Source organism: Micromonospora sp. WMMC241 (assembly GCF_027460165.1).
Lineage (GTDB): Bacteria > Actinomycetota > Actinomycetes > Mycobacteriales > Micromonosporaceae > Micromonospora > Micromonospora humi.
In genome coordinates, this window is record NZ_JAPZBF010000001.1 from 3459602 (window position 1) to 3485395 (window position 25794).

32 protein-coding genes are annotated in these 25794 nt (G+C 74.8%); 13 read left to right on the forward strand and 19 right to left on the reverse strand.

Annotated features, from left to right (window positions below):
- Positions 1-8 precede the first annotated feature (8 nt).
- Together O7598_RS16055 and O7598_RS16060 are read right to left on the reverse strand one after the other, a co-directional pair.
- Positions 9-845, reverse strand: a complete 837-nt coding sequence (locus O7598_RS16055; protein ID WP_091058234.1) for an undecaprenyl-diphosphate phosphatase — start codon at positions 843-845, stop codon at positions 9-11.
- Positions 842-1894, reverse strand: coding sequence for an LLM class F420-dependent oxidoreductase (locus O7598_RS16060; RefSeq protein ID WP_269692153.1), 1053 nt, complete (start codon positions 1892-1894; stop codon positions 842-844). Before O7598_RS16060 ends, O7598_RS16055 begins: the two co-directional genes overlap by 4 nt.
- 165 nt (positions 1895-2059) lie before the next feature.
- Here O7598_RS16060 and O7598_RS16065 point away from each other — a divergent pair, with 165 nt between their 5' ends.
- Both O7598_RS16065 and O7598_RS16070 read left to right on the forward strand, forming a co-directional pair.
- A complete protein-coding gene (locus O7598_RS16065) occupies positions 2060-3031 on the forward strand; it encodes an aldo/keto reductase (RefSeq protein WP_269692154.1) in 972 nt (323 codons plus the stop codon).
- A gap of 67 nt (positions 3032-3098) precedes the next feature.
- Positions 3099-3290 (forward strand): DUF5703 family protein, encoded by a 192-nt coding sequence (locus O7598_RS16070; RefSeq protein WP_091058244.1) that lies wholly within the window; start codon positions 3099-3101, stop codon positions 3288-3290.
- A gap of 55 nt (positions 3291-3345) precedes the next feature.
- Here O7598_RS16070 and O7598_RS16075 read toward each other — a convergent pair whose 3' ends face one another.
- Positions 3346-3999 carry a hypothetical protein gene (locus tag O7598_RS16075; protein WP_091058246.1) on the reverse strand — a complete coding sequence of 218 codons (654 nt, stop codon included), beginning with the start codon at positions 3997-3999 and terminating at the stop codon, positions 3346-3348.
- Positions 4000-4058: 59 nt separating this feature from the next.
- Positions 4059-5378: a M20/M25/M40 family metallo-hydrolase gene (locus tag O7598_RS16080; protein WP_269692155.1), complete on the reverse strand. Its 1320-nt coding sequence runs from the start codon at positions 5376-5378 to the stop codon at positions 4059-4061.
- A 129-nt stretch (positions 5379-5507) separates the two neighbouring features.
- On the opposite strand from O7598_RS16080, the gene O7598_RS16085 reads away from it, so the two are divergent.
- Genes O7598_RS16085 through O7598_RS16095 form a run of 3 tightly spaced genes read left to right on the forward strand, consistent with a single transcriptional unit; the run spans position 5508 to position 7416 of the window.
- Positions 5508-6125 carry a hemerythrin domain-containing protein gene (locus tag O7598_RS16085; protein ID WP_269692156.1) on the forward strand — a complete coding sequence of 206 codons (618 nt, stop codon included), beginning with the start codon at positions 5508-5510 and terminating at the stop codon, positions 6123-6125.
- A 49-nt stretch (positions 6126-6174) separates the two neighbouring features.
- A complete protein-coding gene (locus O7598_RS16090; RefSeq protein WP_269692157.1) occupies positions 6175-7161 on the forward strand; it encodes a LysR family transcriptional regulator in 987 nt (328 codons plus the stop codon).
- Positions 7162-7179: 18 nt separating this feature from the next.
- Positions 7180-7416, forward strand: coding sequence for a hypothetical protein (locus O7598_RS16095; RefSeq protein WP_091058259.1), 237 nt, complete (start codon positions 7180-7182; stop codon positions 7414-7416).
- A gap of 241 nt (positions 7417-7657) precedes the next feature.
- Here the strand turns inward: O7598_RS16095 and O7598_RS16100 are convergent, their stop codons facing one another.
- From O7598_RS16100 to O7598_RS16110, 3 genes are read right to left on the reverse strand one after another with little or no spacing between them, the layout of a single operon-like run.
- A complete protein-coding gene (locus O7598_RS16100) occupies positions 7658-8008 on the reverse strand; it encodes a DUF3140 domain-containing protein (protein ID WP_269694882.1) in 351 nt (116 codons plus the stop codon).
- Positions 8008-8181 carry a hypothetical protein gene (locus O7598_RS16105; RefSeq protein WP_175441209.1) on the reverse strand — a complete coding sequence of 58 codons (174 nt, stop codon included), beginning with the start codon at positions 8179-8181 and terminating at the stop codon, positions 8008-8010. Before O7598_RS16105 ends, O7598_RS16100 begins: the two co-directional genes overlap by 1 nt.
- 60 nt (positions 8182-8241) lie before the next feature.
- Entirely contained in the window at positions 8242-10791 is a 2550-nt protein-coding gene (locus O7598_RS16110; RefSeq protein ID WP_269692158.1) for an ATP-dependent Clp protease ATP-binding subunit, read from the reverse strand.
- Between the two features lie 113 nt (positions 10792-10904).
- On the opposite strand from O7598_RS16110, the gene O7598_RS16115 reads away from it, so the two are divergent.
- From O7598_RS16115 to O7598_RS16135, 5 genes are all read left to right on the forward strand, one after another.
- The gene (locus O7598_RS16115) at positions 10905-11282 is read left to right on the forward strand and encodes a hypothetical protein (protein WP_269692159.1); all 378 of its coding nucleotides are present in this window, start codon (positions 10905-10907) and stop codon (positions 11280-11282) included.
- 182 nt (positions 11283-11464) lie between these two features.
- On the forward strand, positions 11465-11725 hold the full coding sequence (locus O7598_RS16120; RefSeq protein ID WP_030504016.1) for a hypothetical protein: 261 nt from the start codon (positions 11465-11467) through the stop codon (positions 11723-11725).
- 10 nt (positions 11726-11735) lie between these two features.
- Entirely contained in the window at positions 11736-12614 is an 879-nt protein-coding gene (locus O7598_RS16125) for a hypothetical protein (protein ID WP_269692160.1), read from the forward strand.
- Positions 12607-15279, forward strand: a complete 2673-nt coding sequence (locus O7598_RS16130) for an FtsK/SpoIIIE domain-containing protein (protein ID WP_269692161.1) — start codon at positions 12607-12609, stop codon at positions 15277-15279. Before O7598_RS16125 ends, O7598_RS16130 begins: the two co-directional genes overlap by 8 nt.
- Positions 15276-15947: a hypothetical protein gene (locus tag O7598_RS16135; RefSeq protein WP_269692162.1), complete on the forward strand. Its 672-nt coding sequence runs from the start codon at positions 15276-15278 to the stop codon at positions 15945-15947. The genes O7598_RS16130 and O7598_RS16135 overlap by 4 nt, the downstream gene beginning before the upstream one ends.
- Positions 15948-16053: 106 nt before the next feature.
- Here the strand turns inward: O7598_RS16135 and O7598_RS16140 are convergent, their stop codons facing one another.
- Positions 16054-17325, reverse strand: a complete 1272-nt coding sequence (locus O7598_RS16140; protein ID WP_269694883.1) for a cupin domain-containing protein — start codon at positions 17323-17325, stop codon at positions 16054-16056.
- Positions 17326-17334: 9 nt separating this feature from the next.
- A complete protein-coding gene (locus O7598_RS16145; RefSeq protein ID WP_091575306.1) occupies positions 17335-17637 on the reverse strand; it encodes a hypothetical protein in 303 nt (100 codons plus the stop codon).
- A gap of 190 nt (positions 17638-17827) precedes the next feature.
- Here O7598_RS16145 and O7598_RS16150 point away from each other — a divergent pair, with 190 nt between their 5' ends.
- Together O7598_RS16150 and O7598_RS16155 are read left to right on the forward strand one after the other, a co-directional pair.
- The gene (locus O7598_RS16150) at positions 17828-18571 is read left to right on the forward strand and encodes a PIG-L deacetylase family protein (protein ID WP_269692163.1); all 744 of its coding nucleotides are present in this window, start codon (positions 17828-17830) and stop codon (positions 18569-18571) included.
- 9 nt (positions 18572-18580) lie between these two features.
- Positions 18581-19384, forward strand: coding sequence for a DUF72 domain-containing protein (locus O7598_RS16155; RefSeq protein WP_269692164.1), 804 nt, complete (start codon positions 18581-18583; stop codon positions 19382-19384).
- Here the strand turns inward: O7598_RS16155 and O7598_RS16160 are convergent.
- From O7598_RS16160 to O7598_RS16205, 10 genes are all read right to left on the reverse strand, one after another.
- A complete protein-coding gene (locus O7598_RS16160; RefSeq protein WP_269692165.1) occupies positions 19374-19802 on the reverse strand; it encodes a DUF2267 domain-containing protein in 429 nt (142 codons plus the stop codon). The two genes, O7598_RS16155 and O7598_RS16160, sit on opposite strands and share 11 nt — an antisense overlap.
- 5 nt (positions 19803-19807) lie before the next feature.
- On the reverse strand, positions 19808-19993 hold the full coding sequence (locus tag O7598_RS16165; RefSeq protein ID WP_091058294.1) for a hypothetical protein: 186 nt from the start codon (positions 19991-19993) through the stop codon (positions 19808-19810).
- A gap of 105 nt (positions 19994-20098) precedes the next feature.
- Positions 20099-20968, reverse strand: coding sequence for a DUF72 domain-containing protein (locus tag O7598_RS16170; protein WP_269692166.1), 870 nt, complete (start codon positions 20966-20968; stop codon positions 20099-20101).
- 31 nt (positions 20969-20999) lie between these two features.
- Positions 21000-21398, reverse strand: coding sequence for a TraR/DksA family transcriptional regulator (locus O7598_RS16175; RefSeq protein ID WP_091058300.1), 399 nt, complete (start codon positions 21396-21398; stop codon positions 21000-21002).
- Positions 21399-21585: 187 nt separating this feature from the next.
- On the reverse strand, positions 21586-22215 hold the full coding sequence (locus O7598_RS16180; RefSeq protein WP_269692167.1) for a uridine kinase: 630 nt from the start codon (positions 22213-22215) through the stop codon (positions 21586-21588).
- Positions 22216-22312: 97 nt separating this feature from the next.
- Positions 22313-22918: a winged helix-turn-helix domain-containing protein gene (locus O7598_RS16185; RefSeq protein ID WP_269692168.1), complete on the reverse strand. Its 606-nt coding sequence runs from the start codon at positions 22916-22918 to the stop codon at positions 22313-22315.
- Between the two features lie 290 nt (positions 22919-23208).
- A complete protein-coding gene (locus O7598_RS16190) occupies positions 23209-23790 on the reverse strand; it encodes a winged helix-turn-helix domain-containing protein (protein WP_269692169.1) in 582 nt (193 codons plus the stop codon).
- A 52-nt stretch (positions 23791-23842) separates the two neighbouring features.
- Entirely contained in the window at positions 23843-24334 is a 492-nt protein-coding gene (locus O7598_RS16195) for a rhodanese-like domain-containing protein (RefSeq protein WP_269692170.1), read from the reverse strand.
- Positions 24335-24384: 50 nt separating this feature from the next.
- Positions 24385-24837, reverse strand: coding sequence for a cysteine dioxygenase (locus tag O7598_RS16200; protein WP_269692171.1), 453 nt, complete (start codon positions 24835-24837; stop codon positions 24385-24387).
- Between the two features lie 98 nt (positions 24838-24935).
- Positions 24936-25313, reverse strand: coding sequence for a signal peptidase I (locus tag O7598_RS16205; RefSeq protein WP_269692172.1), 378 nt, complete (start codon positions 25311-25313; stop codon positions 24936-24938).
- A gap of 68 nt (positions 25314-25381) precedes the next feature.
- Here O7598_RS16205 and O7598_RS16210 point away from each other — a divergent pair, with 68 nt between their 5' ends.
- Positions 25382-25774 (forward strand): ankyrin repeat domain-containing protein, encoded by a 393-nt coding sequence (locus tag O7598_RS16210; protein ID WP_269692173.1) that lies wholly within the window; start codon positions 25382-25384, stop codon positions 25772-25774.
- Positions 25775-25794: the final 20 nt, after the last annotated feature.

Here is a 25794-nt window from a genome sequence, read left to right on the forward strand (position 1 = left end):
CGCCGGGATCAGGTGGCGCTGATCGTGCCGGTGAGCAGCAGGCAGAGCACGAGCGTGCCGAGCGCCACCCGGTAGAGCACGAACAGGTAGAGCGTGTGGTGCGCGACGTAGCGCAGCAGCCAGGCGATGGCCGCGTAGCCGATGGCGAACGCGATCAGCGTGGCCACCACCATCTGCGCGACGCTCGGCGCGGCGGTGCCGGGCGCGGACGGTTCGAAGACGTCCGGCAGGCTGAACACGCCGGAGATCACCACGGCGGGGATGGCCAGCAGGAACGAGTAACGCGCCGCCGTCTCCCGGGTGAGGTTGAGGAACAGGCCGACGGTGAGCGTACCGCCCGAGCGGGAGACACCGGGGATGAGCGCCATGGCCTGCCCCAGGCCCATCGCCACGCCGTCGCGCATCCGGAAGTTCTCCAGCGTGCGGGTCTGCCGCCCCCAGTACTCGGCGAACGCGAGCACCAGGGCGAAGAAGATCAACGTGAACGAGATGAGGTAGAGGTTGCGGCCCGCGGTGCGGATCTGGTCCTTGAAGAGCAGCCCGAGGATCCCGATCGGGATCGTGCCGACGATGACGTACCAGCCCATCCGGTAGTCGAGGCTGGAGCGCACCGAGCGGTCGACCAGGCCCAGGCACCAGGTGCGGACGATCCGCCAGATGTCCTTGAAGAAGTAGATCAGCACGGCGGCCTCGGTGCCGAGCTGCGTGACCGCGGTGAACGACGCGCCCGCGTCGCGGCCGAAGAAGATGGCCGAGGTGATCCGCAGGTGCCCGGACGACGACACCGGCAGGAACTCGGTCAGCCCCTGGACGACGCCCAGGACGATGGCCTCGACCCAGGTCACTCGCCGACCCCGGACAGCTCCAGCGCCTCGGCGACGGTGCGCAGCGTGTTGACGCCGCTGTCCCGGTCGGCCACGAACAACGTCACCGACAGGGTGGTCACGCCCGCGGCGGCGTACTCCCGCATCCGCTCGGCGATGCGCTCCTTCGGGCCGAGCAGCGAGGTGCGGTCGATGAACTCCATCGGCACCGCGGCGGCCGCGTCGCGCTGCCGCTTGGCCAGGTAGAGCTCCTGGACCTCGCGGGCCGCGTCGCCGTAGCCCATCCGGGTGGCGAGCTGGTTGTAGAAGTTCTGCTTCCGGCTGCCCATCCCGCCCACGTAGAGCGCGGCGTACCAGCGGACCAGCTCGGCGCAGGTGGCGACGTCGTCGCCGATCACGACCGGCACCGACGGCACCACGTCGAAGCCGGCCAGCTCCTTGCCGGCCGTGGCCCGCCCGGCCCGGATCGCGGCGAGATGATCCTCGGCGAACTCCGGGGCGAAGAAGACGGCCAGCCAGCCGTCGGCGATCTCGCCGGCCAGCTCCAGGTTCTTCGGACCGACGGCGGCCAGGTAGATCGGGATGTGCTCGCGCGGCGGGTGGAAACTCAGCCGCAGCGCCTTGCCCGGGCCGTCCGGCAGCGGCAGCGTGTGGTGCTCGCCGTCGTACGCGACCTCCTTGCGGGCCACCGCGAGCTTGACGATGTCGACGTACTCCCGGGTGCGCGACAGCGGCTTGGCGAACCGGACGCCGTGCCAGCCCTCGGAGACCTGCGGGCCGGAGACGCCGAGGCCGAGCCGGAACCGGCCGCCGGAGAGCGTGTCGATGGTCGCGGCGGTCATCGCGGTCATCGCCGGGGTCCGCGCGGGGATCTGCATGACGGCGGAGCCGAGGTCGATCCGCTGCGTCTGCCCGGCCATCCAGGCGAGCATGCTCGGCGAGTCGGAGCCGTACGCCTCCGCGGCCCACACCACCGAGTAGCCGAGCCGGTCCGCCTCCTGGGCGAACGCCAGGTGGTCGGCCGGTGTGCTCCAGGCCGTCTGGTATCCGAGGTTGAGCCCGAGTCGCACTGGTCCTCCCACCGTCCGCACCACAGGTCGCATCAGGTTACGCAATGCCGGTGCCACCGCCGACGACCGGCTCGCCCCGAACACGTCACACCGCTCTGCGGTCGCGCGGGAACTTGACTACGGCGAGGATATCCGTGACGCCCGGGATGGAAATAAGGTTCACCCATGCAACAGCGACCGCTCGGCCGAAGCGGGCTGGCGGTTTCGCGGCTCGCGCTCGGCACCATGACCTGGGGACGGGACACCGATGCCGACGACGCGGCCGCCCAGCTGAAGAGCTACCTCGACGCGGGCGGCAACCTCGTCGACACCGCCGACGTGTACGCCGACGGCGACGCCGAGTCGGTGATCGGCTCGCTGCTGGGCAGCCTGGTCGACCGCGACGAGCTGCTCATCGCCACCAAGGCGGGGCTGCGGCCGGGCAGCGGGCGCCGCCGCGACGGCTCCCGCGGGCACCTGCTGCGCACGCTGGACGCGTCGTTGCGCCGGCTCGGCACCGACCACGTCGACCTGTGGCAGGTGCACGGCTACGACCCGGACACGCCGCTGGAGGAGACGCTCACCGCCCTGGACCACGCGGTGTCCAGCGGCAAGGCGCGCTACGTCGGGGTGTCGAACTTCTCCGGCTGGCAGACCGCCCGGGCCGCGGCATGGCAGGCCGCCTGGCCGGGGCGGGCGCCGGTGGTCGCCGCCCAGGTGGAGTACTCGTTGCTGGAGCGCGGCATCGAGCGTGAGGTGCTGCCGGCCTGCGCCGGGATGGGGCTGGGCGTGCTGCCCTGGTCGCCGCTGGGCCGGGGCGTGCTCACCGGCAAGTACCGCAACGGCCGCCCGGCCGACTCGCGTGCGGTGTCGCCGCACTTCGAGCGCTTCGTCGGCACCTACCTGGAGCCCCGCTGCTCCAGCATCGTGGAGGCGGTGGCCATCGCCGCCGGCGGGCTCGGTGTGTCGCCGATGGAGGTGGCGCTGGCCTGGGTGCGGGACCGGCCCGGGGTGACCGCGCCGATCCTCGGCGCCCGCACCGTCGGGCAGTTGCTGGGCGCGCTCCAGGTGGAGCGGATGACGCTGCCGGACGAGATCGTCACGGCGTTGGACGACGTCTCCGCGGTGCCGGTCGGCTACCCGGAGCGCGACGGCTGAAACGGGAGCGATCCGGGTCACGCCCAGGGGGTGGCGAAGGGCCCGCGAGCTGGGCAGCATAGAGCCCATGGACTACGAATACGCGCCGCTGCGGTTGCCTTCGAACGTCGATCGGTTGACCGCCGCGGCGCAGCTGGCGATCCAGGCGGAGTTCTCCGGCTGGGAGTTGGCCCGGGTGCGGCTCTACCGGGACGGCACGCGGCAGGTGATGCTGCGCCGTCGCGTGGTGAGCAAGCCGCAGCCGGGCCTGTCCTACTGACGGGTCCCGCCCCGGGGCCGCGCCGCGCGCGGTGCGGCCCCGGGGCGAGCACTGCCTAGTGGGCGTGGTCGTGCTCGTCGTCGAGCTCCAGGAACGGGTGCTCGTCGAGCCGGCCGACCAGCCGGTCGTCGACGGCCGGCTGGAACGGGCCGACCGGGTCGTCGTCGTCGAACGACTCCAGGTCGACCGGGGTGCCGACCTCGCTGACCATGACCACGCCGTCGAGCGGCTCCAGCTCGGGCACGTCGAGCGCGGAGAGCGAGCCGTCGCCGCTCTGCAACAGCTCCAGCACCGCCTCGCCGACGCCCTCCACCGGCGCCGGCTCGTCCTCCTCCGGGGTGCCCTCCCGGCGGGCCGCCTCGGCGACCCGCAGCAGCGCGGCGACGCTGGGCACCCGGTAGTCGCGCCGCTGCCGCACCGAGATCACCCGCGGGTGCGGGTCGGTGGGCTCGCCGCCCTCGACCGCGCCGAAGCGCTCGTCCGCCTCGTCCGGGTCGATCGACTCGACGTCCCAGGGCGTCACCTCGCCGAACGCGTCGAGCAGCTGCTCGTCGTAGGCGAACGAGGCGTTGTTCAACGCGACGTACGCCTGCCAGACGGCGTCGTCGTCGATCCGGCCCTGCGCGGCCCGGACGGCGGCCAGGTGGGTGCGGGCGGCGTCGATCACCTGCTCGAGGGCGGCGTCCAGCTCAGCGTGCTGGTCGGTCATGTGAGGCAGTCCCTTCGCGATGGGGGAGGTCCGCGCCGGCGGCGCCGCGGCGGGCGCGGTCAGCAGTTGCGGAGGAAGCGGTCGAGAACCCGCACGCCGAACTGTAGTCCGTCCAGCGGGACCCGCTCGTCGATGCCGTGGAACAGGCCGGAGAAATTGAGGTCGGCGGGCAGCCGCAGCGGCGCGAAGCCGAAGCAGCGGATGCCGAGCTGGGAGAACGCCTTGGCGTCGGTGCCGCCGGAGAGCATGTACGGCACCGGGTGCGCGCCCGGGTCCTCGGCGCGCAGCGCGGCCGACATCTGCTCGACCAGGTCGCCGTCGAAGGTGGTCTCCAGGGCCGGCTGGCGCTGGACGTACTCGATGGCGATGTCCGGGCCGACCAGCTCGCGCAGCTGCCGCTCCAGCTCCTCGCTCTGCCCGGGCAGGCTGCGGCAGTCGATGGTGGCGGTGGCCCGGCCGGGGATGACGTTGTCCTTGTAGCCGGCGGCCAGCCGGGTGGGGTTGGCGGTGTTGCGGATCGTGGCACCGATGATGTTGGCGATCGGGCCGAGCTTGGCGATCGCGGTCTCCGGGTCGTCCGGGTCGATCTCGATGCCCAGCACGTCGCCGACCTCGGCCAGGAACGCCCGCACGGTGTCGGTCATGACCACCGGGAACCGGTGCCGGCCGATCCGGGCGACCGCCTCGGCGAGCGCGGTCACCGCGTTGTCGTCGTGCACCATCGAGCCGTGCCCGGGCCGCCCCCGGGCGTGCAGGCGCAGCCAGTCGATGCCCTTCTCGGCGGTCTCGATGAGATAGAGCCGGCGGGCGTCGTCGACGGAGTAGGAGAAGCCGCCCACCTCCCCGATCGCCTCGGTGCAGCCGTCGAACAGCCCTCGGTGGTTGCGGGCCAGGAAGTGCGCGCCGTAGTCGCTGCCGGCCTCCTCGTCGGCGGTGAAGGCGAGCACGACGTCGCGTCGGGGCCGCACGCCGGTGCGCTGCCAGTCGCGCACCACGGCCAGCACCATGGCGTCGAAGTCCTTCATGTCGATCGCGCCGCGGCCCCACAGGTAGCCGTCGCGGATCTCGCCGGAGAACGGGTGCACCGACCACTCGTCGGGGTCGGCGGGCACCACGTCGAGGTGACCGTGCACGAGCAGCGCGTCCCGGCCCGGCTCGGTGCCGGGGATCCGGGCCACCAGGTTGGCCCGCCCGGGCGCCGACTCGTGGATCTCGGCGTCGACACCGACCTCGGCGAGCTTCTCCGCGACGTACTCCGCGGCGCGCCGCTCCCCCGCGCTGGTGTCGTTGTCCCCGGTGTTGGTGGTGTCGATGCGCAGCAGGTCCCGGCAGAGGTCCACGACCTCGTCGGCGGGCTGGGGTGAGGCGGAGGTCGTCATCGCTTCCTTATACCAGCCGGGCGGGCCGCGACGGCCGGCGCGGTGCGGTGCGGTTTCGCGCGACGCGCGGACGGGTAACGCCGAACATCGATTCCGGCCACCACTGCCGGCCACCACGAGGAGGGCACCATGACCGTCCCCCTGCCGCCGCTGCCGCCCGCCGCCGACGACGCGTACCGGCCGGGTGGGCGGAGCCTCGCCGACCTCGTGGACGCCGAGCACCGCACCCTGCTCGAGCTGGCCGACCGGGTGACCGAGCCGGGGCTGGACCCGGCGGGCCGGCGCCGGGTGCTCGACGTGCTGACCGCCGCGGTGTCGCGGCACCTGTCCGCCGAGGAGCAGTATCTGTTCCCGGCCGCCCGCGCCGCGGTGCCGGAGAGCGCCGACCTGGTCGCCCGGGAGATCGAGGCGGACGCCGCCCTGCTGACCGCGTTGAAGCAACTGTCCGGTCCGGACGACGCGGTGGTCGCCGACGTGGCCGAGCGGGTCCGGCGGCACGTGAGCCGGGTGGCCGCGCTGGTCACGCCGCTGCGCGAGGTGGCCAGCGACGCCGAGCTGATCCGGCTGGGCAACCGGTGGGAGATCGCCGAGGAGGCCGCGCCGACCCGCCCGCACCCGGGCACCCCGGCCACCCCGCCGTGGAACAAGATCGTCGAGCCGGCGGTGGGCGTGCTGGACAAGGTCCGCGACGCGGTCACCGGGCGGCGCACCCGCCTGGCCGACCTGGAGCACCGCCGGGACGCCTGAGCCGAACCGCCCCTTCCCGGACACCCGTTCGTGGTCCTACCGTCACCCTATGAATCTGGAGCTGCGACACCTGCGGGTGGTCTGCGCGATCGCCGAGACGGGGAGCGTCACCAAGGCGGCCTCCATGCTCGGCCTGGCCCAGCCGGCGCTGACCGCCCAGCTCCAGCGGATCGAACGGGTGCTCGGCGGGCCGCTGTTCGAGCGGGACCGCCGCGGCGCCCGGCCCACCGCGCTGGGTGAGCTGGTGCTGGACCGGGCCCGGGTGCTGCTGCCGGCGATGAAGGGCCTGCAGGACGAGGCGGCCCGGCTGGCCGGCGCGGGCGACCCGCTGCGCCGCTACCGCTTCGGCGGGGTGAACAGCCCGATCCTGGGCCGGCTGGTGCACCGGCTCGCCGCCGAGCGCGCCGACGCGCAGATCTCCACGTTCGCGTCCTGGTCGGTGGACGAGCTGGCGCAGATGGTGGCCGGCGGCCGGCTCGACTTCGCGCTCACCGGTGTGTGCGGGGACGCGGCGCCGTCGCCGGTGTTCGGGTTGAGTTGGCGGGAGGTGGCCGTCGACCCGGTCTTCGTGCTGCTGCCGCAGGCCCACCCGCTGGCCGGCCGGGACGAGATCGACCTGGTCGACCTGCGGCGTGAGCAGTGGGTGGCGGCGCCGGGCGACGGCTGCTTCGGCGACTGCTTCGCCGCCGCCTGCGCACGCGCCGGCTTCACCCCCCGCAAGGTGTACGAGGCGGACGTGCGCGCCGCCCTGGACCTGGTCGACGCGGGCACGGCGGTGGCGCTGTGCCAGGCCACCTTCCGCCCGGTCGCCGGGCTGGTCACCCGCCGGCTGGCCGGCACCCCGCTGCGCTGGCGGCTGCTGTTCGGCTGGCACCCGGAGGCACCCGCCGCGGCGGTGGCGGAGCCGGTGCTGGAGACGGCGGTGGCGGCGTACACCGACGCGCTGGCCAACCATCCGGACTATCTGGCCTGGCTGCTGGCCCATCCGGACTTCGGGGTGCAGCCGCACCGGGTGGGCGGGGTGCGAACCGCCTGAACGCGGGTATCACGCGGCATGACTGATCTGTATCCGGCCGCCGACGACCGGGAGCTGCTGCGTCGGGCGGCCACCGCGCACACCGCCGCCGCCGCCGACGTGGAGGCGTTCCTGCGCCGCCTGCCGGAGGTGCCCGACCCGGCGGACGTCACCGAGTACGCTGATCTGCTGAGCCGGGAGGAGCGGGCCCGGACGGACCGGCAGGCCGCCGCCGACGCCGCCGGGCTGCGACTGCCCAGCATGGAGTCCGAGTAGGCCGGGACGGGCGAACGCACCACCGTCGGCGACCCGGGCGTGTCGGGTCCGGGCGGAGAGTTCGGTCGCGAGCGGTATACCGCAGAGGCAGGATTATGCCTGGGAGGTATACCGCTCCCGACCGCATCCGCTTTCCGCCGTCGTCACCCGCCGTGACGACGGCCGGCGGCTGCCGGCGCCGGGCCGGTCCGACGACGCCGCCCGCCCGGGCGGGTGTCCGCCCGGGCACCGCGACCCCGGCTCAGCGTTCGACCAGCACGTCGTGACCGAGGTCGAGCAGCGCGTGCCGCCACTCGTCGTCGGCGTTGCCCCGGCCCGGTTTCTCGGCGGTCAGCTCCCGGATCCGGGTGATCGCGTCCCGCATCACCTCGATGTCCTCCGGAGTGAGGTCGACCTTGCGCTTGCGCAGCACGGCGAGGATCTGCCGGCCGGGCTCGGGCAGGTCCAGGTCGGGGTCGGGGCCGAACGCCTCCTCCCCCGACCCACGGGTCAGCAACCACTGTCGTAGCTGCTCGGAGGGCACATTCACCTCGGCGTGGAAGTCGTCCCAGATCACCTCGACCTCACTGTCGAGTCGCGCCTCGCGTACCATCACGCCTCCTCTCCCGGCGGCGGCCCGGACTCCTCCGGATCGCCCTCGCCGTGCGGTGTCTGCTGGGTCAGGCCTTCCGGCGGCACCCGGACCCGGGACGGGTTCGCCGTCGGCGCCGCCTCGATCGGTTCGCCGGCCGCGATGTCCTCCCGGGTCTCCTCGGGTTCGGTCATGTCCGCCCTCCGATCCGTGCGCGACGGGCCGGGCCGGCCCGCCGAGGGTGGCCGCCGGCCTCACCGGGGATGGGACGTGGTGGCGGCCGTGTATCCGCGCTCACCGGCGGACACGTCGAAGACGAGCTGGTCGTCGCGGGCGTCCACGGTGACCTTCTGCCCCGGTGAGATCTCGTTCTCCAGCAGCATCCTCGACAGCCGGTTGTCGATCTCACGCTGGATCACCCGGCGCAGCGGGCGGGCGCCGAACTCCGGCTGGTAGCCGTGCTCGGCGAGCCAGTCGACGCCGGCGGTGCTGATCTCGACCTGGATGTCCTGGGCGTGCAGCCGGCGGCGGGTCTCCTCCAGCAGCAGGCCGGTGATCTCGCGCAGCTGCTCGGCCTCCAGCCGCTGGAAGATGATGATCTCGTCGACCCGGTTCAGGAACTCGGGGCGGAAGTTCTCCTGCAACCGGCGCATCAGCCGTTCCCGCAGCTCGGTGGATTCCTGCTGACCCGGCTCGCCGGTGGCGAACCCGACGGTGCGCTGGGCGCCGGTGATCAGCTCCGAGCCGAGGTTGCTGGTCATGATCAGCACGGTGTTCTTGAAGTTCACCGTCCGGCCCTGGCTGTCGGTGAGCCGGCCGTCGTCGAGCACCTGGAGCAGGATGTTGAACACATCGGGGTGCGCCTTCTCGATCTCGTCCAGCAGCACCACCGCGTACGGGCGGCGGCGGACCGCCTCGGTGAGCTGGCCGGCCTCCTCGTAGCCGACGTAGCCGGGCGGGGCGCCGACCAGCCGGCTGACCGTGTGCCGCTCCTGGAACTCGCTCATGTCCACCCGGACCATCCGGTCCGCCTCGCCGAACAGCGCCTCGGCGAGGGCGCGGGCCAGCTCGGTCTTGCCGACGCCGGTGGGGCCGAGGAACAGGAAGCTGCCCATCGGACGGTTCGGGTCGGCCAGCCCGGTACGCGAGCGGCGCACCGCCTCGGACACCGCGCCGACCGCGTCGTCCTGCCCGATCACCTTCTCGTGCAGGTGTCCCTCCAGGCGCAGCAGGCGGTCGCGCTCCTCCTCGGTGAGCTGGGTGACCGGGATGCCGGTGGCCCGGGACACCACCTCGGCGATCTCCTTCGGCCCCACCTCGGGCACGTGGTTGGGTCCCTCGTCGCCGCGGGCGCGGCGGATCTGGTCCTCCAACTCGGCGAGCTTGTCGCGCAGCGAGGAGGCCCGCTCGTACTGCTCGTCGGAGACCGCCTGCTCCTTGTCCCGGCGTACCTCGTCGAGCTGCTGCTCCAGGTCGCGCACGTCGGAGGCGGGGGTGCGGGTGCGCAGCCGCACCCGGGCGCCGGCCTGGTCGATCAGGTCGATCGCCTTGTCCGGCAGGAACCGGTCGGTGACGTACCGGTCGGACAGTTCGGTGGCGGCGACCAGCGCCTCGTCGGTGAACCGGACCTGGTGGTGCGCCTCGTAGCGGTCGCGCAGGCCGCGCAGGATGGCGACGGTGTCCTCGACGGTCGGCTCGGGCACCAGCACCGGCTGGAACCGGCGGGCCAGCGCGGCGTCCTTCTCGATGCTGCGCCGGTACTCGTCCAGCGTGGTCGCGCCGATCACCCGCAACTCGCCCCGGGCGAGCGCCGGCTTGAGCATGTTGGACGCGTCCATCCCGCCCTCGCTGCCGGCGCCGCCGGCGCCGACCAGGGTGTGGATCTCGTCCAGGAAGACGATCAGCTCGTCGCGGTGGGCGCGGATCTCGTCGATCACCTTCTTCAGGCGTTCCTCGAAGTCGCCCCGGTAGCGGGTGCCGGCGACCAGGCCGGACAGGTCGAGCTGGACGACGCGCTTGCCGATCAGGGTCTGCGGCACGTCCCCGTCGCAGATCCGCTCGGCCAGCCCCTCCACGATGGCGGTCTTGCCGACGCCGGCCTCACCGATCAGCACCGGGTTGTTCTTGGTGCGCCGGGACAGGATCTCCACCGCCTGCTCGATCTCGTCGGCCCGGCCGATCACCGGGTCGATCTGGTCCATCCGGGCCAACTCGGTGAGGTCCTGCCCGTACTGGTCGAGGGTGGGCGTGCCGCGGTCCGGGCGCGGTCCGTTCGCCGCGCCGCGCTCGGCGCTGGCGGCCTGCAACGACTCCGGTTGGATCCGTCCGGCGGCGAGCATCCGGCCGGCCGGCGACTCGGGGTTCAGCGGCAGCGCCATCAGGATGTGCTCGGGCCCGATGTAGTTGGCGCCCATGGCCCGGGACAGCTGGTGCGCGTCCAGCAGCGCCCGTTTCGCGGCCGGGGTGAGCGACAGGTTCGGCGGCACCTCGCCGCCGGGCGCGCCCTCGGCGCGCCCGCCGAGGGCGTTGACCAGCGCGTCCGGGTCGGCGCCGGCGCGTCGGACCAGGTCGCGCAGCGGCTCGCGTTGCAGCGCCGCCCAGAGCAGGTGATCGGTGTCCAGGTCGTTGCTGTGCTTCTGGGCCGCCCGGCGGGCCGCGTCGGCCAGCATCTCCCGGGCGTCGGCGGTCATCAGGCGGGTGATGTCCACCCGGTGGGCCGGCCGGCGTCCCCCCTCGCCCCGGCCGAAGTAGCGGGCCAGGAACTCGTCCCACGGGTCGTTGCCGAAGTCACCGGGTCCCATCATCTTCGTCCTCCGCAGTCGGTCGGCACGACCGGGACGCGACGGGCGCGGCGCGGTCGGCGGTGGCTACCCGGCGGGGTGACCGACAAACGCGACACCGATGGCAGGCTGGGGGCATGGAGAGCAGAGCGCTGCTGGTGGTCGACGGCGCGAACGTGGTCGGGTCGCGGCCGGACGGCTGGTGGCGGGACCGGGCCGGCGCGGCGGTCCGGCTGCGCGACGCGCTGGCGTCGGTGGCCGGGGCCGGGGTGCCGCCGGAGCTGCCACCGCCGGTGCAGGTGGTGCTGGTGGTGGAGGGCGCGGCCCGGCACGTCGCGCCGGTGCCCGACGTCGACGTGGTGTCCGCCGCCGGGTCCGGCGACGACACGGTGGTCGAGCTGGTCGCCGCCGCGCCGGACCGGCGCCGGGTGGTGGTCACCGCCGACCGGGAGCTGCGGGCCCGGGTGACCGCGCTCGGCGCGGAGGTACGCGGCCCGCGCTGGCTGGGCCGCTGACGCGGGTGCCGTGAGCGGGACCGGCGTGCCCGCGGACGGGACCGGCGGATCCGTCAGGCGGCGTCTTCGCGCACGTCAAGGCCCTAATCGGACACCCGGGCAGGAACGACGCGAGGGTGGATGTTCGCCCACCCGTCGGGATGGGTTGTAATGGAGATCTCCCCTGCCCCCAGGAGGTCCCCGTGGCGAGCGTCGCCGAGCTGAAGGCCGCCATCGATGTCGCTCTCCAGCAGATCGGTGACGGCCAGACAGCGGTGCAGGCCGCCGGCGAGAAGCTGGCCGAGGCGCAGCAGACCCTGGCCGGCGCGCTGGAGGGCAGCGGCCACGAGACGGTCGAGGCGGCGCAGGCCTCACTGACCCAGGCCAGCCAGGAGCTGGAGGAGTGCCTCGCCGCGACGTTGGTGGCGGTGGAGCAGGCACAGCTCTACGTCGCGACGCTCTGAAGGGCCGGCCGTGTCCATCGTCGAGGACATCGGCGCGCAGGTCCGCGCCGCCGCCGAGGAGCTGCCGCTGGCGCAGCTCGCCGCCGCGCTGGAGAAGCTCGGCCAGGCCGAGGAACGGTTGCGCTGGGTGCGCCAGGAGTCGGCCGACCCGTTGGGCGTGCCGGAGCTGACCGCGGCCACCGAGCACGCCGAGACCGCCGGCTACGCGCTGCGGGTGGCGCAGGAGCAGCTCACCGCGTACCTGGCCGCGATCGGGCTGGCCGCCGACGGCGCGCCGGCCGCGACACCGGGCGAGCGGCGGCCCCGGCACGACGCGCCGCGCGGCGCGGCGCCGCCCACGCCGGGCGCGGCCGCCGAACCCGACGAGCCGCCCGCGGTACGCCGCTGGTGGGCGGTCCGGGTGGCGGAGCTGACCGGCGGGCGCGAGGGCGCGCCGGACGAGCCGGACGAGCGGGTGGCGGACTCCCGCGAGCTGCTGCGCCGGGTGGTGGTCGGGATCCGCTCCGGCGACCGGGACCGGCTGCACGCCGAGCTGCGCCGGGCGCACGCCGACGTCGGGCTGGGGCTGGCCGCGATCGCCCCGCCGATGCTGCGCGACCTGGCCGGTGAGCTGCTCGGCCACCCGCCCCGCGCGGACGACCTGACCCGGCTGCGCCGCGAGCTGGACGGACGGGTCCGCGACCTGCTGCCCGGGCTGCCACCGCCGGTGCTGGACACGCTGCTCACCCGGGTCTGCCGGATGCCCCCGCCGCGCCGCGACGGCGGGCCGGAGCAGCCGCACGCCGCCGACCCGGCGGTCACCGCCGGGGTGCTCACCGGCGTACTGCTCGACCGGCTCGGCCGGGACCTGCCGAAGGACACCGAGGAACGGGAGCCGCAGCGTGGCTGACGTCCGCGCCCAACTGGTGACACGGGTCCGGGGAATGCTCTCCGAAGCCCTGGGCGCCACCCGTACCCGGCTCGCCGCCGCCGACGCCGAACTGGTCGCCGGCCGGGAACGGCTGGACCGCACCCGGCGGGCCGCCGCGGCGGTGCCGGCCCGGGTCGGCGCGGCGCGTGACCGCCGGCTCGCCGAGATCGACGACCGGCACACCGCCCGCCTCGCCGAGCTGGCGCGCCGCGCCGCGGACGCGGCGCGGCGGGAGGCGCCCGGCGCGGCGTCCGAGCCCTGGGACCACTGGCAGGCGACGCCCGCGGGCCGGGCCGAGCCGCCCGGCGCGGTCCGGATCGGCACGGTACGCATCACCGGCGCCGAACCGGTGCCGGCGCTGGTGCCGCTCCTCGACGCCGGGCACGCGCACCTGGCCGGCGGTGACCGGGACGGCCTGGCCTCGGTGGTGCCCGCGCTGCTGCTGCGCTCCGTCGGCCGGGCCGACCCGGGCGCAGTGCGGGTGTACGGCTACGACCCGGAGCACCTGGGCGGCGGGCTGGCCGGGTTCGCGCCGCTCGGCACCGCCGGCCTGCTCACCTTCGTCGGCCCGGGCGGCCTGGGCCGGCTGCTGGACGACCTGGTCGAGCAGATCCGCCGGATCAACGCCACCGTGCTGGCCGGCGAGTACGGCTCGCTGCGCGAGCTGGCCGCCGCCACCGGGCGCCGGCCCGAGCCGTGGCGGGTGGCGGTGCTGCTCGGCGGCGACGAGCTGTCCCGGCACGAGCGCGGCCAGCTCGACCGGGTGGTCCGCACCGGGGCGGCCTGCGGCGTGCACCTGGTGGTCCGCGGCATCGACCTGCCCGAGGACCGGACCGTCACCCGGATCGTGGTCGAGGAGGACGACGCCCGGATCGCCGGGCTGCCGGTGGTGCTCGACGACCCGCCGCCGGCCGCCCTGGTCACCGAGACCTGCCGCGCGGTCGCCTCCCGGGTCGCCGCCGGGCCGCCGCCGACGCCCTTCAGCGACCTGCTCCCCCCGCCCGACGAATACTGGCGGGAGGACTCGGCGCACGGCCTCAGCGCCCCGATCGGCGAGGGCCCGCACGGGCGGCCGGTGCTGCTCACCCTCGGCGACTACCCGCCGCACGCGTTGATCGGCGGGCCGTCCGGCACCGGCAAGACCAACCTGATCTTCGCCTGGATCGGCGCGCTCGCCGCCCGCTACTCCCCCGCCGAGCTGGAGTTCTACCTGCTGGACTTCAAGGAGGGGGTGTCCTTCGCCCGGTTCGCCAAGGGCCGCCGCGACCCGAGCTGGCTGCCGCACATGCGGCTGGTCGGGATCAACGTCAACACCGACCGCGAGTTCGGCCTGGCCCTGCTGCGGTTCCTCGCCGAGGAGCTGCGCCGGCGGGCCGACGCGGCGAAGAAGCACGAGGTCACCAAGCTGGCCGAGCTGCGCGCGGTGGACCCGACCGGGCACTGGCCGCGCATCGTCGCGGTGGTCGACGAGTTCCAGGCGCTGCTCGCCGGCCGGGACGTGGTCGCCCGGGAGGCCGCCGACCTGCTGGAGGACCTGGCCCGGCGGGGCCGCTCGCAGGGCATCCACCTGGTGCTCGCCTCGCAGGACGTACGCGGCATCGAGGCGCTGTGGGGCCGGCCCGCCCTGGTCGCCCAGTTCACCCTGCGCATCGCGCTGCCGAAGGCGCTGCGCATCCTGGCCGAACGCAACGACGCCGCGCAGTCGCTGCCCCGCCACCACGCCGTGGTCAACGCCGAGTCCGGCCTGGCCGAGGGGAACGAGGTGGCCCGCATCCCGTCGGCCAGCGACTGGGAGACCTGGAGCGAGTTGCAGCACCGGCTGTGGCGGATGCGCCCGCAGGACGCCGCGCCGGCCCGGCTCTTCGACGGCGACGCGATCCCCCGGCTGGCCGAGGCGCCGGACTTCCGCGCGCTGACCGCCCCCGAGCAGGGCGTGCCCCGCAACCCGGTGGCACTGCTCGGGGAGATCATCGACGTGCAGTCCCGCTCGGCGTCGCTGCGCCTGCCCCGGGCACCGGGGCGGAACCTGGCCGTGCTGGGCACCCGCGTGGACGAGGCGTGCGCGGTGCTCGACGCCGCCGCCCGCTCGCTGGCCCGCCAGTACGCCCCGGGCGCCGCCCGCTTCTCCATCGCCTGCCTCGACCCGGACGCCGACCCGGCCGCCCGCGCGCTCTACGAGGACCTGCCCGACGACTCCTCCTGGTACGACGAGGAGACGGTGCCCGAGCTGATGGCCGAGGTGGGCGACGGGCTGGCCGCGCCGGGCACCCCGCGTACCCCGCACTTCCTGCTGCTCTACGCGGTGGACGCGGCGGCCGGGGCGCTGGCCGGCAAGGCGGGCACCCGCAGCGGGCTGGAGCAGCTGCGCCGGATCCTGCACGACGGGCCGGAGCGGCGTACCCATGTGCTGGCCTGGTGGCGGGGCGTGGCCCGGATGCGCGCCGACCTGGGTGGCGCCGGCGCCCGCACCGACCAGATCGGGGCCTGGGTGGCGCTCGACGTGCAGGGCGGTGAGCTGGGCTCGTCGCTCTATCCGGGCAGTGGCGGCCCGGACTGGTATCCGCGGCCGTGGCGCGGTCTCTACTTCGACCGCGCGGTGCACCGCACCGGGCAGGTGATCATCCCTTATGGTCCATCGCGATGAACGAACCGGTCTCCAGTGAGACGTACAGCGCCCAGATCCGCCGGCTCGCCGAGCTGACCGCCCGGGTGGCCGCCCAGCGCGCCGAGGCGCACGCCTGGCACGCGCAGCAGGTGGCCGCCGCCGAGCGGGCGGTGTCAGACGCGGCCGGGCAGGTGCGACGCGCCGAGGCGGAGGTGGACGAGGCGCAGCGGATGGTGGAGCGGGTGGACGGCGAGGTCACCCACCTGTGGGCGCAGTTGCGGGCCCGTCTCGGCGGCGGCGCCCGGCGCCTCGGTGACCCGCCGGGCCCGGTACGCGGCGCCGCCGGCGACCCGGTGCCGCTGCTGCGCGGCGTGCGCGACCTGCTGGAGCGCACCGGGCAGCCGGGCGAGCTGCCCGGCTCGGTGAACCCGCTGTTGATCGCGTGCGGGGTGGGCGGCGCGCTGGTGGCGTTCCTGCTGGGGACCGGCGCGCGGGCGCTGGGCGCCGGCTCGGGCGGTGACCTGGCGGTCGGCCTGCCGGTGCTGGCCCTGGTGATCACGCTGCTCGGCCCGCTGGTCGGGTTGGCGCCGGCCCGGTTGCTGGCCGACCGCCGGCACGCGGTGCTGACCCCGCGCCCGATGATCCTGGTGGCCGCCAGCGGCCTGGCCACCACCCTGCTCCTGCTGACGGTCACCTACACCCGGTGACCCCGAAGGGGCCGCCCGCCGATCATGGACTTGTGGCACCTCAGATTCCGGGCCGAAACCGGCATTCCATGGCACCACAAGTCCATGGTCAACGAAAGCGTCGGGGTCAGGCGGGGACCAGGACGGCCTCCTTGAGCAGGCGGCGGGTGAGGACCAGGCGGTCGGCGTCGTCGTCGAGGCCGGGCAGGTCGCCGACCCGGGTCACCTCGCCGGCGAGCAGCGCGCGCAGCGCCGGCTCGCAGGTGCCGGGCAGGGTGAGCGTGCGGTCGACCAGGCGCAGCGCGACCGTGCCGTCGCCGGTTGGGGCGAGCTGCCAGCGCAGGCCGCCGCGCAGCGCCACCCGGCTGTCCGGGTCGAGCCGGGCCAGCGCCTCGGCCTGGGCCAGCGGGCGGATCGGCGCCGGTCGGGCGGCCGGCCACACCCGGGCCCGCAGCCGCGCGGCCACCGCCGCCGGGTCGGCGCGCAGCAACCAGTCGCGCAGCGCCTCGACGGTCTCGGTGAGTTCCGGCTCGATCGCCTCCGGGTCGGCCAGGTCCAGGCCGAACGGCAGGCCGGCGCGTAGCCGGGCGTCCTCGGCGGCGAGCGCCGCCAGCTCCTCCACCAGGGCGTAGCGGGTGAGCGCCCGGATCCCCACGGTCAGGTGCAGCGAGGAGGACTCCTGGGCCTGGGCGCTGTGCAGCCAGCCGCGCGGCAGGTAGAGCGCGTCGCCGGGTTCGAGCACCACGTCCAGCGCGGGTCGACCCTCGGCGGTGGCGGAGACCTCGTCGGCCCGGCCGCCCCAGGGTTGGCGCTCCAGCGGGTCGGTGAGCACCGGCGGGTGGATGCGCCAGCGCTTGCGACCGTCGACCTGGAGCACGAACACGTCGTGGGTGTCGTAGTGGGTGGCGAAGCCCTGGCTGCCGGCGGGCGTCAGGTAGGCGTTGACCTGCAGCGGCTGGGCCAGCGCCGCGCCCAGGTCGCGGGCCAGGTCGACGAGCGCCGGCCAGGTGCGGTGCAGGCCCTGCAGCACCAGGGTGGCGCCGTCGGCGTAGAGCGCCAGGACCTTGTCGTCGAGCACCTGGTCGCCGACCTCGGCGCCGGCGCCACCGCCGCCGGTGTACCGCGCCGCCGGCACGAGCTGGCCGTCCTTGGCCACCCGCAGGAACGGGGTACGCAGGCCGCGGCGGCTGAGCAGCTCGTCGGCGTCGGCGGGGCTGAGCAGGTCGGTGAAGCCGTGCGGGTTGGGCAGTTCGGCGGCCCGGGACAGCAGCGGACTGCTCCCCCAGTGGTCGGCGGCGAACTTGGCCGGTTCGACGGCCACGCACCGGGCCAGCGCCGTCGCGGCGGCAGACGGAACCGCCGGGTGGCCGTGGCCACCCGGCGGGTCGACGTGCGTCATGGTCATGTGTCAGGCGCTGCCGTCGGCGCCACCGTCGTGCTGACCCGGGGTCGCGCCGCCGTCGGCCGGACCCTCCGCGCCGCCGTCGGCGCCACCGTCGTGCTGACCCGGGGTCGCGCCGCCGTCGGCCGGACCCTCCGCGCCGCCGTCCGCGCCACCGTCGTGCTGACCCGGGGTCGCGCCGCCGTCGGCCGGACCCTCCGCGCCGCCGTCCGCGCCACCGTCGTGCTGACCCGGGGTGGCACCGCCGTCGGCCGGGCCCTCCAGGCCGCCGCCGCCGCTGGTCTGGATGTCGTCGTCGTTCAATGCCATGGGTGCTCCCTCGGTGTGCCGCCCCGCGTGTTCCCGGGGTCCGTCTTCAGCGGGGGGTACCCCACGCCCGATCTTCTCTAACCACACGGTAGACGCCGGGGCCGGCGCGCACCGACGGTTCGCGGCGGGACGGCGGCCGGGCCCGGTCGGTGCCAGGATGGCCGGAGGAGACGCGCGAGGAGGTACGCAGGTGGCGCAGCCGGAACCGCTCACCCCGCTGACCGAGGACTGGCAACGGGCGCTGGCCGTGGTGGCCCACCCGGACGACCTGGAGTTCGGCGCCGCCGCCGCGGTGGCCCGCTGGACGCGGCAGGGCAAGGAGGTCGTCTACTGCCTGCTCACCAGCGGTGAGGCGGGCATCGACGGGATGCCGCCGGAGCGCAGCCGGGTGCTGCGCGAGGAGGAGCAGCGCGCCTCCGCGGCGGTGGTCGGGGTGTCCGCCGTCGAGTTCCTGGGCCTCCCCGACGGGCTGCTGGAATACGGCGTGCCGCTGCGCCGGGCCATCGCCGGGGTGGTCCGGCGGCACCGGCCGGACGTGGTGCTCACGAACAACTTCCGGGAGACCTGGGACGGCGAGTACGCGCTGAACCAGGCCGACCACATCGCCTGCGGCCGGGCCACGCTCGACGCGGTCCGCGACGCCGGCAACCGGTGGGTCTTCCCGGAGCAGCTCGGCGACGGCGCCGAGCCGTGGTCCCGGGTCCGCGAGGTCTGGGCGGCCGGTTCGCCGGTGGCCCGGCACGGGGTGGACGTGACGGACAGCTTCGACGCCGGGGTGGCGTCGTTGCGGGCGCACGGCGCCTACCTGAGCGGCCTCGGCGACGGCAGTTTCGACGCCGAGGAGTTCCTGGAGGGGATGGCCCGACCCGCCGGCGCCCGGCTCGGCGTCCGCTACGGCGCCGCGTTCGAGGTGTTCCGGATCGACCTGGCCTGAGGCGGCGGCGTGTTTCTCGTCGGCACGTCCGGCTGGCAGTACAAGGACTGGCGGGAGCGGTTCTATCCGGCCGGTGTGCCGCAGCGGCGCTGGTTGGAGCACTTCGCCGAGGGCTTCGCCACGGTCGAGGTGAACAACGCGTTCTACCGCCTGCCGGTGCGGGACACGTTCGTCGCCTGGCGGGAGCGCACCCCCGACGACTTCTGCGTGGCGGTGAAGATGAGCCGCTACCTGACCCACGTGAAGCGGCTGCGCGATCCGGCCGAGCCGGTGGCCCGTTTCCTCGACCGGGCGTCGGGGCTCGGTGACCGGCTGGGGCCGGTGCTGGTGCAGCTCCCGCCGACGCTGCGGGCCGACCCGGAGGCGCTGGCCGGCGTGTTGCGCCGCTTCCCCGCCGAGGTGCGGGTGGCCGTGGAGCCGCGGCATCCGTCCTGGTGGACCGGCGACACCCGGCGGGTGCTGGAGCGGCACCGGGCGGCGCTGGTCTGGGCCGACCGGCGCAGCCGGCCGATCACCCCCCTGTGGCGCACCACCGACTTCGGCTATCTACGCCTGCACGAGGGCCGGGCCCGGCCGTGGCCGCGCTACGGCCGGGCGGCGCTGGCCGGCTGGGTGGACCGGCTGGCCGCCGCGTTCGGCGACGGCGAGCCGGCGTACGTCTACTTCAACAACGACCCGGGCGGCGCGGCGATCGTCGACGCGGTCGCGTTCGCCGGGCTGGCCCGGCGGGCCGGGCTGCCGGTGTCCCGGACGCCGCCGGCCCGCCCCGCCGAGGGGGCGGGACGGGTCGGGGCGGGGCCGGTCAGGGAATGAGTCGAGCCAGGTCCTGCGGCATGTTCGACTTCACGTCCTGCCACTCGCCCTGCGTGACGTGCCGGCGCAGGGTGTCCAGCACGACCTGCGTCACCCGCTGCGGGCCGCCCTCGACGTCGTACGGGAAGCCCTGGCGGACCTCGTAGAGGAAGTCGTCGCGGTTGAGTTTGATCGGCACGTTCTCCGGCTGCCAGCCGTCGAAGTAGATGCCGCGAAGCAGCACCGGCAACTGCTGGGCGAACTCGGCGCTCTCGCCCACCGGCATCCGGTCGCGCAGCAGGTGCAGCACCGTGCGCAGCGCCGCGTACGACTGGTTGCGCCGCTCGGGCGGCCAGCCGTATTCCGACTCGATCTCCTTGAGGATCACGTTCGTCTTGTCCAGGGAGGACTCGAACGCGGACATCAGCTGTTCAGGCATGCGGCTCACCCCCGGGCGTCGGTCTCCCAGCGTCGGTCGTCGGCGCGGCGCGGCGGGCCGCTGGGTCCCCGCCACAGCCGGGTCGGGCTGAACCGTCCGGGCCGCGCGCCGCGTTCCCGCGGCGCCTCGGAGTTGCCGACCACGTGCAGGACGCCGCCGCGGCGTCGGTCCGCCACCACCCGTACCGTCATGACCCACCTCCTCGTCGCCGCGCGCGGGCCGGTGGGTCCGCGCGCTGGTTCCATGCTGCGCGGCGAGCGGGTGAGCCGGCCTCACCCGGAACGGGTGAGGCGCGCTCAGCGGGCCAGCAGGTCGACGAGCGTGGTGGCGTTGCGCTGCGCGTTGTCGCGGTAGCAGTTGTTCATCAGCACGTGGGTCCGCTCGGCCTGACCGGCCAGCTCGCGCAGCTTCGGCGCCCAGTCGCGCAGCTCCCGGTCGGAGTAGTCGTAGCCGAACTTCTCGTGGATGTCCTTGCTGGTCCACTTGTCGCTGTGCCCGTGGAACCGGACCACCGCGAGGTCCGCGGTGGCGGCCAGCACCGGGGGTACGGACGACTTGTGGCCCTGCGGCATGTCCACGCAGACGAACGGCAGCTCGTGCTCGCGCAGGAAGCCCAGCGTCTCGTCGGCGTTGTCGCCGTCGAACCAGGAGGCGTGCCGGAACTCGAAGGCGGGGCGCAGCGGGGCGCACCGCCGGGCCACCTCGATCAGGTACTGCTTGTTGTCCCGCCTGATGGTGAACCAGGGCGGGAACTGGAACAGCAGCGCGCCGAGCTTGCCGGCGGAGACCAGCGGGTCGAGGGCGGACAGGAAGCGGGTCCACACCTCCTCGTACGCCTGCGCCGGCAGGTCGTCCGGGTAGACGTTGCGCTTCTCCGTCTGCGGTCGCAGGTCCTTGTAGAGCGCGGAGACCCGGGTCGGGTGGCCGGTCAGCAGGCTGAACGCCTTGACGTTGAAGGTGAACCCGGGCGGGGTGCGCTCCGCCCACAGCCGCGCGGTGCGCTCGGCCGGCGGCGAGTAGTAGGTGGCGTCCACCTCGACCAGCGGGAACCGCCGGGCGTAGTAGGACAACCGGCGCTCCGGGGTGTCGGCGTCCGCCGGATACCAGCCGGAGTCGAGCAGGGTCCGGTCGGTCCAGGACGCGGTGCCTACCTTGATCTCACCCATGAGGACCGACCGGCGCGGCGGGCGGGACGGTTCAGGCCGCCCGCCGCTCCCGGGTCTGCTTGCAGGCCACGCAGGACGTGGCGGACGGGAAGATCTCCAGTCGCTCCACCGGGATCGGCGCGGTGCAGCCCTCGCAGAAGCCGTAGGTGCCCTCGTCGAGGCGGGCCAGCGCGCGCTCGAACTGGGCCCGCCGGTCCAGGATGGTGCGCAGCAGGGACTGCGCGGTGTCCCGCTCGGCGGTCTTGGTGCCGCTGTCGGCCTGGTCGTCGCCGGCGGTGTCGCCGACCTCGACCAGTCGCAGCACCTGGCTCTGCATGACGGCGTGGTCGTACTCCGCGGTCAGCTCGTCGTACCGGGACCGCAGGGACTGCCGGATCTGGTCGACCTCCGCCTGGGAGCGGCCCGTGGCTGTCGTGTCGTGGACGAGCATCGCTGCCTGCCTTTCCTGCGGCCTCGTGGCGGGTTCTCCTCCGGCGGCGAGCGCCGGAGGACCCGGTGGAGAACGTCGGGTGCCCGGGTGAGATCACCCGTGCTCTGTGAGCCGGGCGAATACCCCTGCCTCCGGCGGGCCAAACCGGAGATTTCCTGGCACTTTCCGGGGAGTTTGTCTGGCCTGGTCAGGCCGGTTCCACGAGGGCCGGACGGCGGGGGTCGTCGGCGCGGACCACCACGTCGGCGAAGGAGGCCGGGTCGACCTCGTCGGCGTAGCGGGCGAAGGCCGGCAGGGTCCAGCGCCATTCCGGGTCGGTGCGCCGCTCCAGCGCCGCCGGGGAGAGCACCAGGTGGACGGTGACGTCGAACGGGAGCGTGCCGCCGAGCAGCAGCGCGCCGCTGACCAGGACCACCCCGCCGGCCGGCAAATCCTGGTACGCGGCCCGGCTGGCCCGGTCGGCGTCGGCGTCCCAGAGCGACGGCAGCAGCCGGCCGCTGCCGTCCGGGCCGGCCGGGTCGAGCACCTCGCGGCGCAGTCCGGGTTCGTCGAGCCAGCCCTCGTAGTAGGCGTCCGGGTTGGTGCGGCCCTGCTCCAGACGGGTCGAGGCGGGTCGCAGGAAGTCGGCGGCCCGTACGTGCAGCGCCGGCCGGCCGGCGGCGCGCAGCGGGTCGACGAGGGCGGCGGCGAGGGTGTCCGGCTCGGCGGCCGGCGGGCCGTCGACGGCCACCCGCAGCCGGCCGGGCGCCTCGGCGTGGGTGAGGCGCTCGGCCAGCTCGGCGACGAGCCGGTCGGGGCTGATCGGGCGGACGCGCATCCGACCATCCTGCCCGGCCGGCGGCGGTGGCTCACCTCGTGCTCGCGTCCGGGCGGTCGGGGCTCCGTCCGGCGGGCGGTCGACGGGTGGCGGGCGGTCAGCCGGTGCGGTCGATGGTCACCCGGGCGTCGTCGGCGAGCCGGTAGCCGACGCCGTAGACGGTGGTGACCAGCGGGACGTCCACGCCGACCTTGCCGCGCAGCCGGCGGACGTGCACGTCGACGGTGCGGACGCCGGCGTGTTCGTACCCCCAGACCGCGTTGAGCAGTTGCAGCCGGGTGAACACCCGGCGCGGGTGGGCGACCAGGTGCAGCAGCAGGTCGAACTCCAGGCGGGTCAGCGGCAGCGGCTCGCCGTCGCGCAGCACCGACCGGGACGAGGCCAGGATGTGCAGGGTCGGGATGGTCGAGGTGAGCGGGCGCGCGGGGGTGCGGCCGGCCGGCACCTCGGGGCGGCGTTCCGGCGCGACGGTGCCCGTGCTGATCACCGCGTCGCCGCGTTCGAGCAGCTCACGAGCGGCGTCGAGGAGCCGGCGGGCGGCCGGGGTGAGCGACTCCTCGCAGGCCAGCGGGATGTTCAGGGTCACCGTGAGCACCGGGGTGGCGGTGTTGGCGGGACGACGCTGGCCACCGGGTGGACGGCCGGGGACCGCGGGTTGGGACGTATGCCATCCGGCGCGCGACGAGGCGGGGCTGACCGACATGGTCCTCCTTGGCTGGTCCGGGTATCTCCCCACGGCCCGGGACGCCGCTTCATCGATGCTTCCCGGCGCTCGCGTGAGGGTCAAGGGGCCACTGCGTTGCATGAATGTGACAATTGACGAACGCATCGGAGCCGGGTGCTCGCTCTGCGTACGAGGCCCGTTGATTACAGCAGAGCGGCCGGACGAGGCGTTACGGGGGGTCCCCGGCCGGTTCACAATGGCGGGTGCGACACGAACGTGAACGCGGCGTGCCCGGGAACCGGGCACGCCGCGGGTCGACCGGGGCCGGTTCACGCGTCGCGGTCCACCTCGATCGGGGCGTCGTCGGCGAGTCGGTAGCCGACGCCGTACACGGTGGTCACCAGCGGCGTGTCCGGCCCGAACTTGGCCCGCAGCCGGCGGACGTGCACGTCCACGGTCCGGGCCACCGCGTGCTCGTAGCCCCACACGTTGGCGAGCAGTTGCAGCCTGGTGAACACCCGGCGGGGGTGCTCGGCGAGGAACAGCAGCAGGTCGTACTCGATGCGGGTCAGGCCGACCTCGACGCCGCCGTGCCGGACCCGGCGGGTGCCGGTGAGCAGGCGCACGGCGCCGGGCGCGGCCGCCGGCCGGGCCTCGGCCGGCGGCGCGGCGGGGCGGCGCAGGTCGAGCACGGCCCGGGCGGCCCGGTGCTCGTCGGCGCGGACCAGGCCCTCGCCGGAGGCGGCGAGCTCGTCCAGCAGGTCGACCAGCCGGGCCAGGCCGGGCGTCAGCGGGCCGGCGCCCAGGTCGAGCGTGATGGTCAGGGTCGGCGCGGTGCGCGGCCGGGGCGGCAGCGCCCGGTCGGGGCGGCCCGGTCGGGCCGGACGGGTGTTGAGGGCGACGACGGACATGGGAGCCTCCTGTGCGGGCGGTCGCCCCGCCCCGCCGGGTGCGGCGGGACGGTCAGCGGAGCGCCCGGCCGGCGGTGACCGGGGGCGCGGTGAACGAGGGTCGGGGCGGCGGGGTGGGGCCGAGGGTGGGCAGGCCGGCGATGCGCCAGGCGGCGAACCCGCCGATCACGTCGGTGGCCCGGTGCAGGCCGATGTCCCGGAGTGCGGCGGCGGCCAGCGACGAGGTGTAGCCCTCCTGACAGAGGACGACCACCGGCACGTCGTAGTCGACCGCCTGCGGCAGCCGGGCCGCGCAGCGCGGGTCGAAGCGCCATTCCAGGACGTTGCGCTCGACGGTGAGCGCGCCGGGCACGGTGCCGTGCGCGGCCCGCTGGCCGGCCGGGCGGATGTCGACCAGCAGCGCGCCGGCCCGACAGGCGAGGTGCGCCTGCTCGGGGTCGAGGCGACGTAGCCGGGCACGGGCGGCGGCGAGGATCTCGTCGATGCCCCGCGAGCCGGGTGGCGGGACCGGACAGCTCTCGGCGGGGGCGGGGGGCAGCGCCATGGTGGCGTCCTTCCGTTCGGCGGGAACCGGGGGCGGGGTGGCCGGTCGGCTCACCACGCGACACCGGCCTCGGCGACCTCGGCGACCCGCAGCCGCCCGGCGTCGAGCCGGTAGCGGGTCATCCGGCGCAGCGCGGGCCGGTAGACGTGGACGCTGACCGCCGGCTGGTCGCCCCGGTTGGTGACCTGGTGCACGTGCCGGGCGCCGAAACGCCGGCCGGCGCCCGCGGCGAGGCGGTGCGGGCGAAGCCGGCCGCCGCTGACCGTCTCCTCGGTGAGGACGCCGGCGACGACCAGGAAGGCGCCGGAGGAGCCGCCGTGGTCGTGCAGGTCGGTGCCCTGCCCGGGCAGCCAGCTCAGCGCCCACACCTCGCGCTCGCCGTCGGCGTGCAGCCGCGCGTACCAGCGTTCGGACCGGTCGAAGCTCAGCGGCACCGGCCAGCCGGTCGGGTCGGCCCAGTGGGCGGCGACGGCGAGCAGATCGGTCGGGTCGGTCCTGGTCATCGGCGGGACGTCCTCACGGTGCGGAGCGGCGCGTGCCCCCATACTCTAGACGGTAAACCCTATAGGTTTAGTAGGTAATACCGAATGCTGGGATGCGGTCAGCGGACGACCGGCGGGTCCACCCGGTAACCCGGCACCGACGGCCAGCGGACGGTGAGCACGGTGGACTCGCGCTCGGCGTACCAGGAGTGGTCCACACCGCGACCCCACACCACGTAGTCCCCGGCCGCGCGCAGCACCACCGTGCGGTCCGGCAGCTCGACCCGGAATGCGCCGCTGATCAGCACCAGCAGCGCGGTACGCCGTTCGCCGGTGGCCCACCGCGACCGGGCCTCCCCCGCCGGGTGCACACCCCACTTCACCTCCACCTCGGCGCTGTGCCGCACGTCGCCGACCGGCTTGAAGTGACCCAGCAACCAGCCCGCGTCGGTCGCACCGTCCACCGCCGCATTGCCCACGTACACCCGATCGTCCATGCCCGCCTCCCGTGCCCGGCTGCGCAAGCTACCAGGCGCGGCCGGCCCGGACGCCCTAACCTGGGCGGATGCCCGACGAACTGGACGCCGCGACGATCGACTTCGCCCACCGGATGTTCGACCTGGCCCGGGCCGGCGCGACCGAGGAACTGGCGGCCAACGTGGACGCCGGACTACCGGTCAACCTCACCAACGGCAAGGGCGACACGCTGCTGATCCTGGCCGCTTACCACGCCCACCCGGAGACCGTGTCCGCGTTGCTCGCCCGCGGCGCCGACCCGGCCCGGGTCAACGACCGGGGGCAGACCGCGCTGGCGGCGGCCGTGTTCCGGCAGGACACGACGGCGGTACGAGCGCTGCTCGACGCCGGCGCCGACCCCGACCACGGGGGCCCGTCGGCGGTCGAGACCGCCCGGTTCTTCGAGCTGCCCGAGATGCTGGCGCTGCTCGACCGCGACTGACGGCCGCGGGCGGGTATACA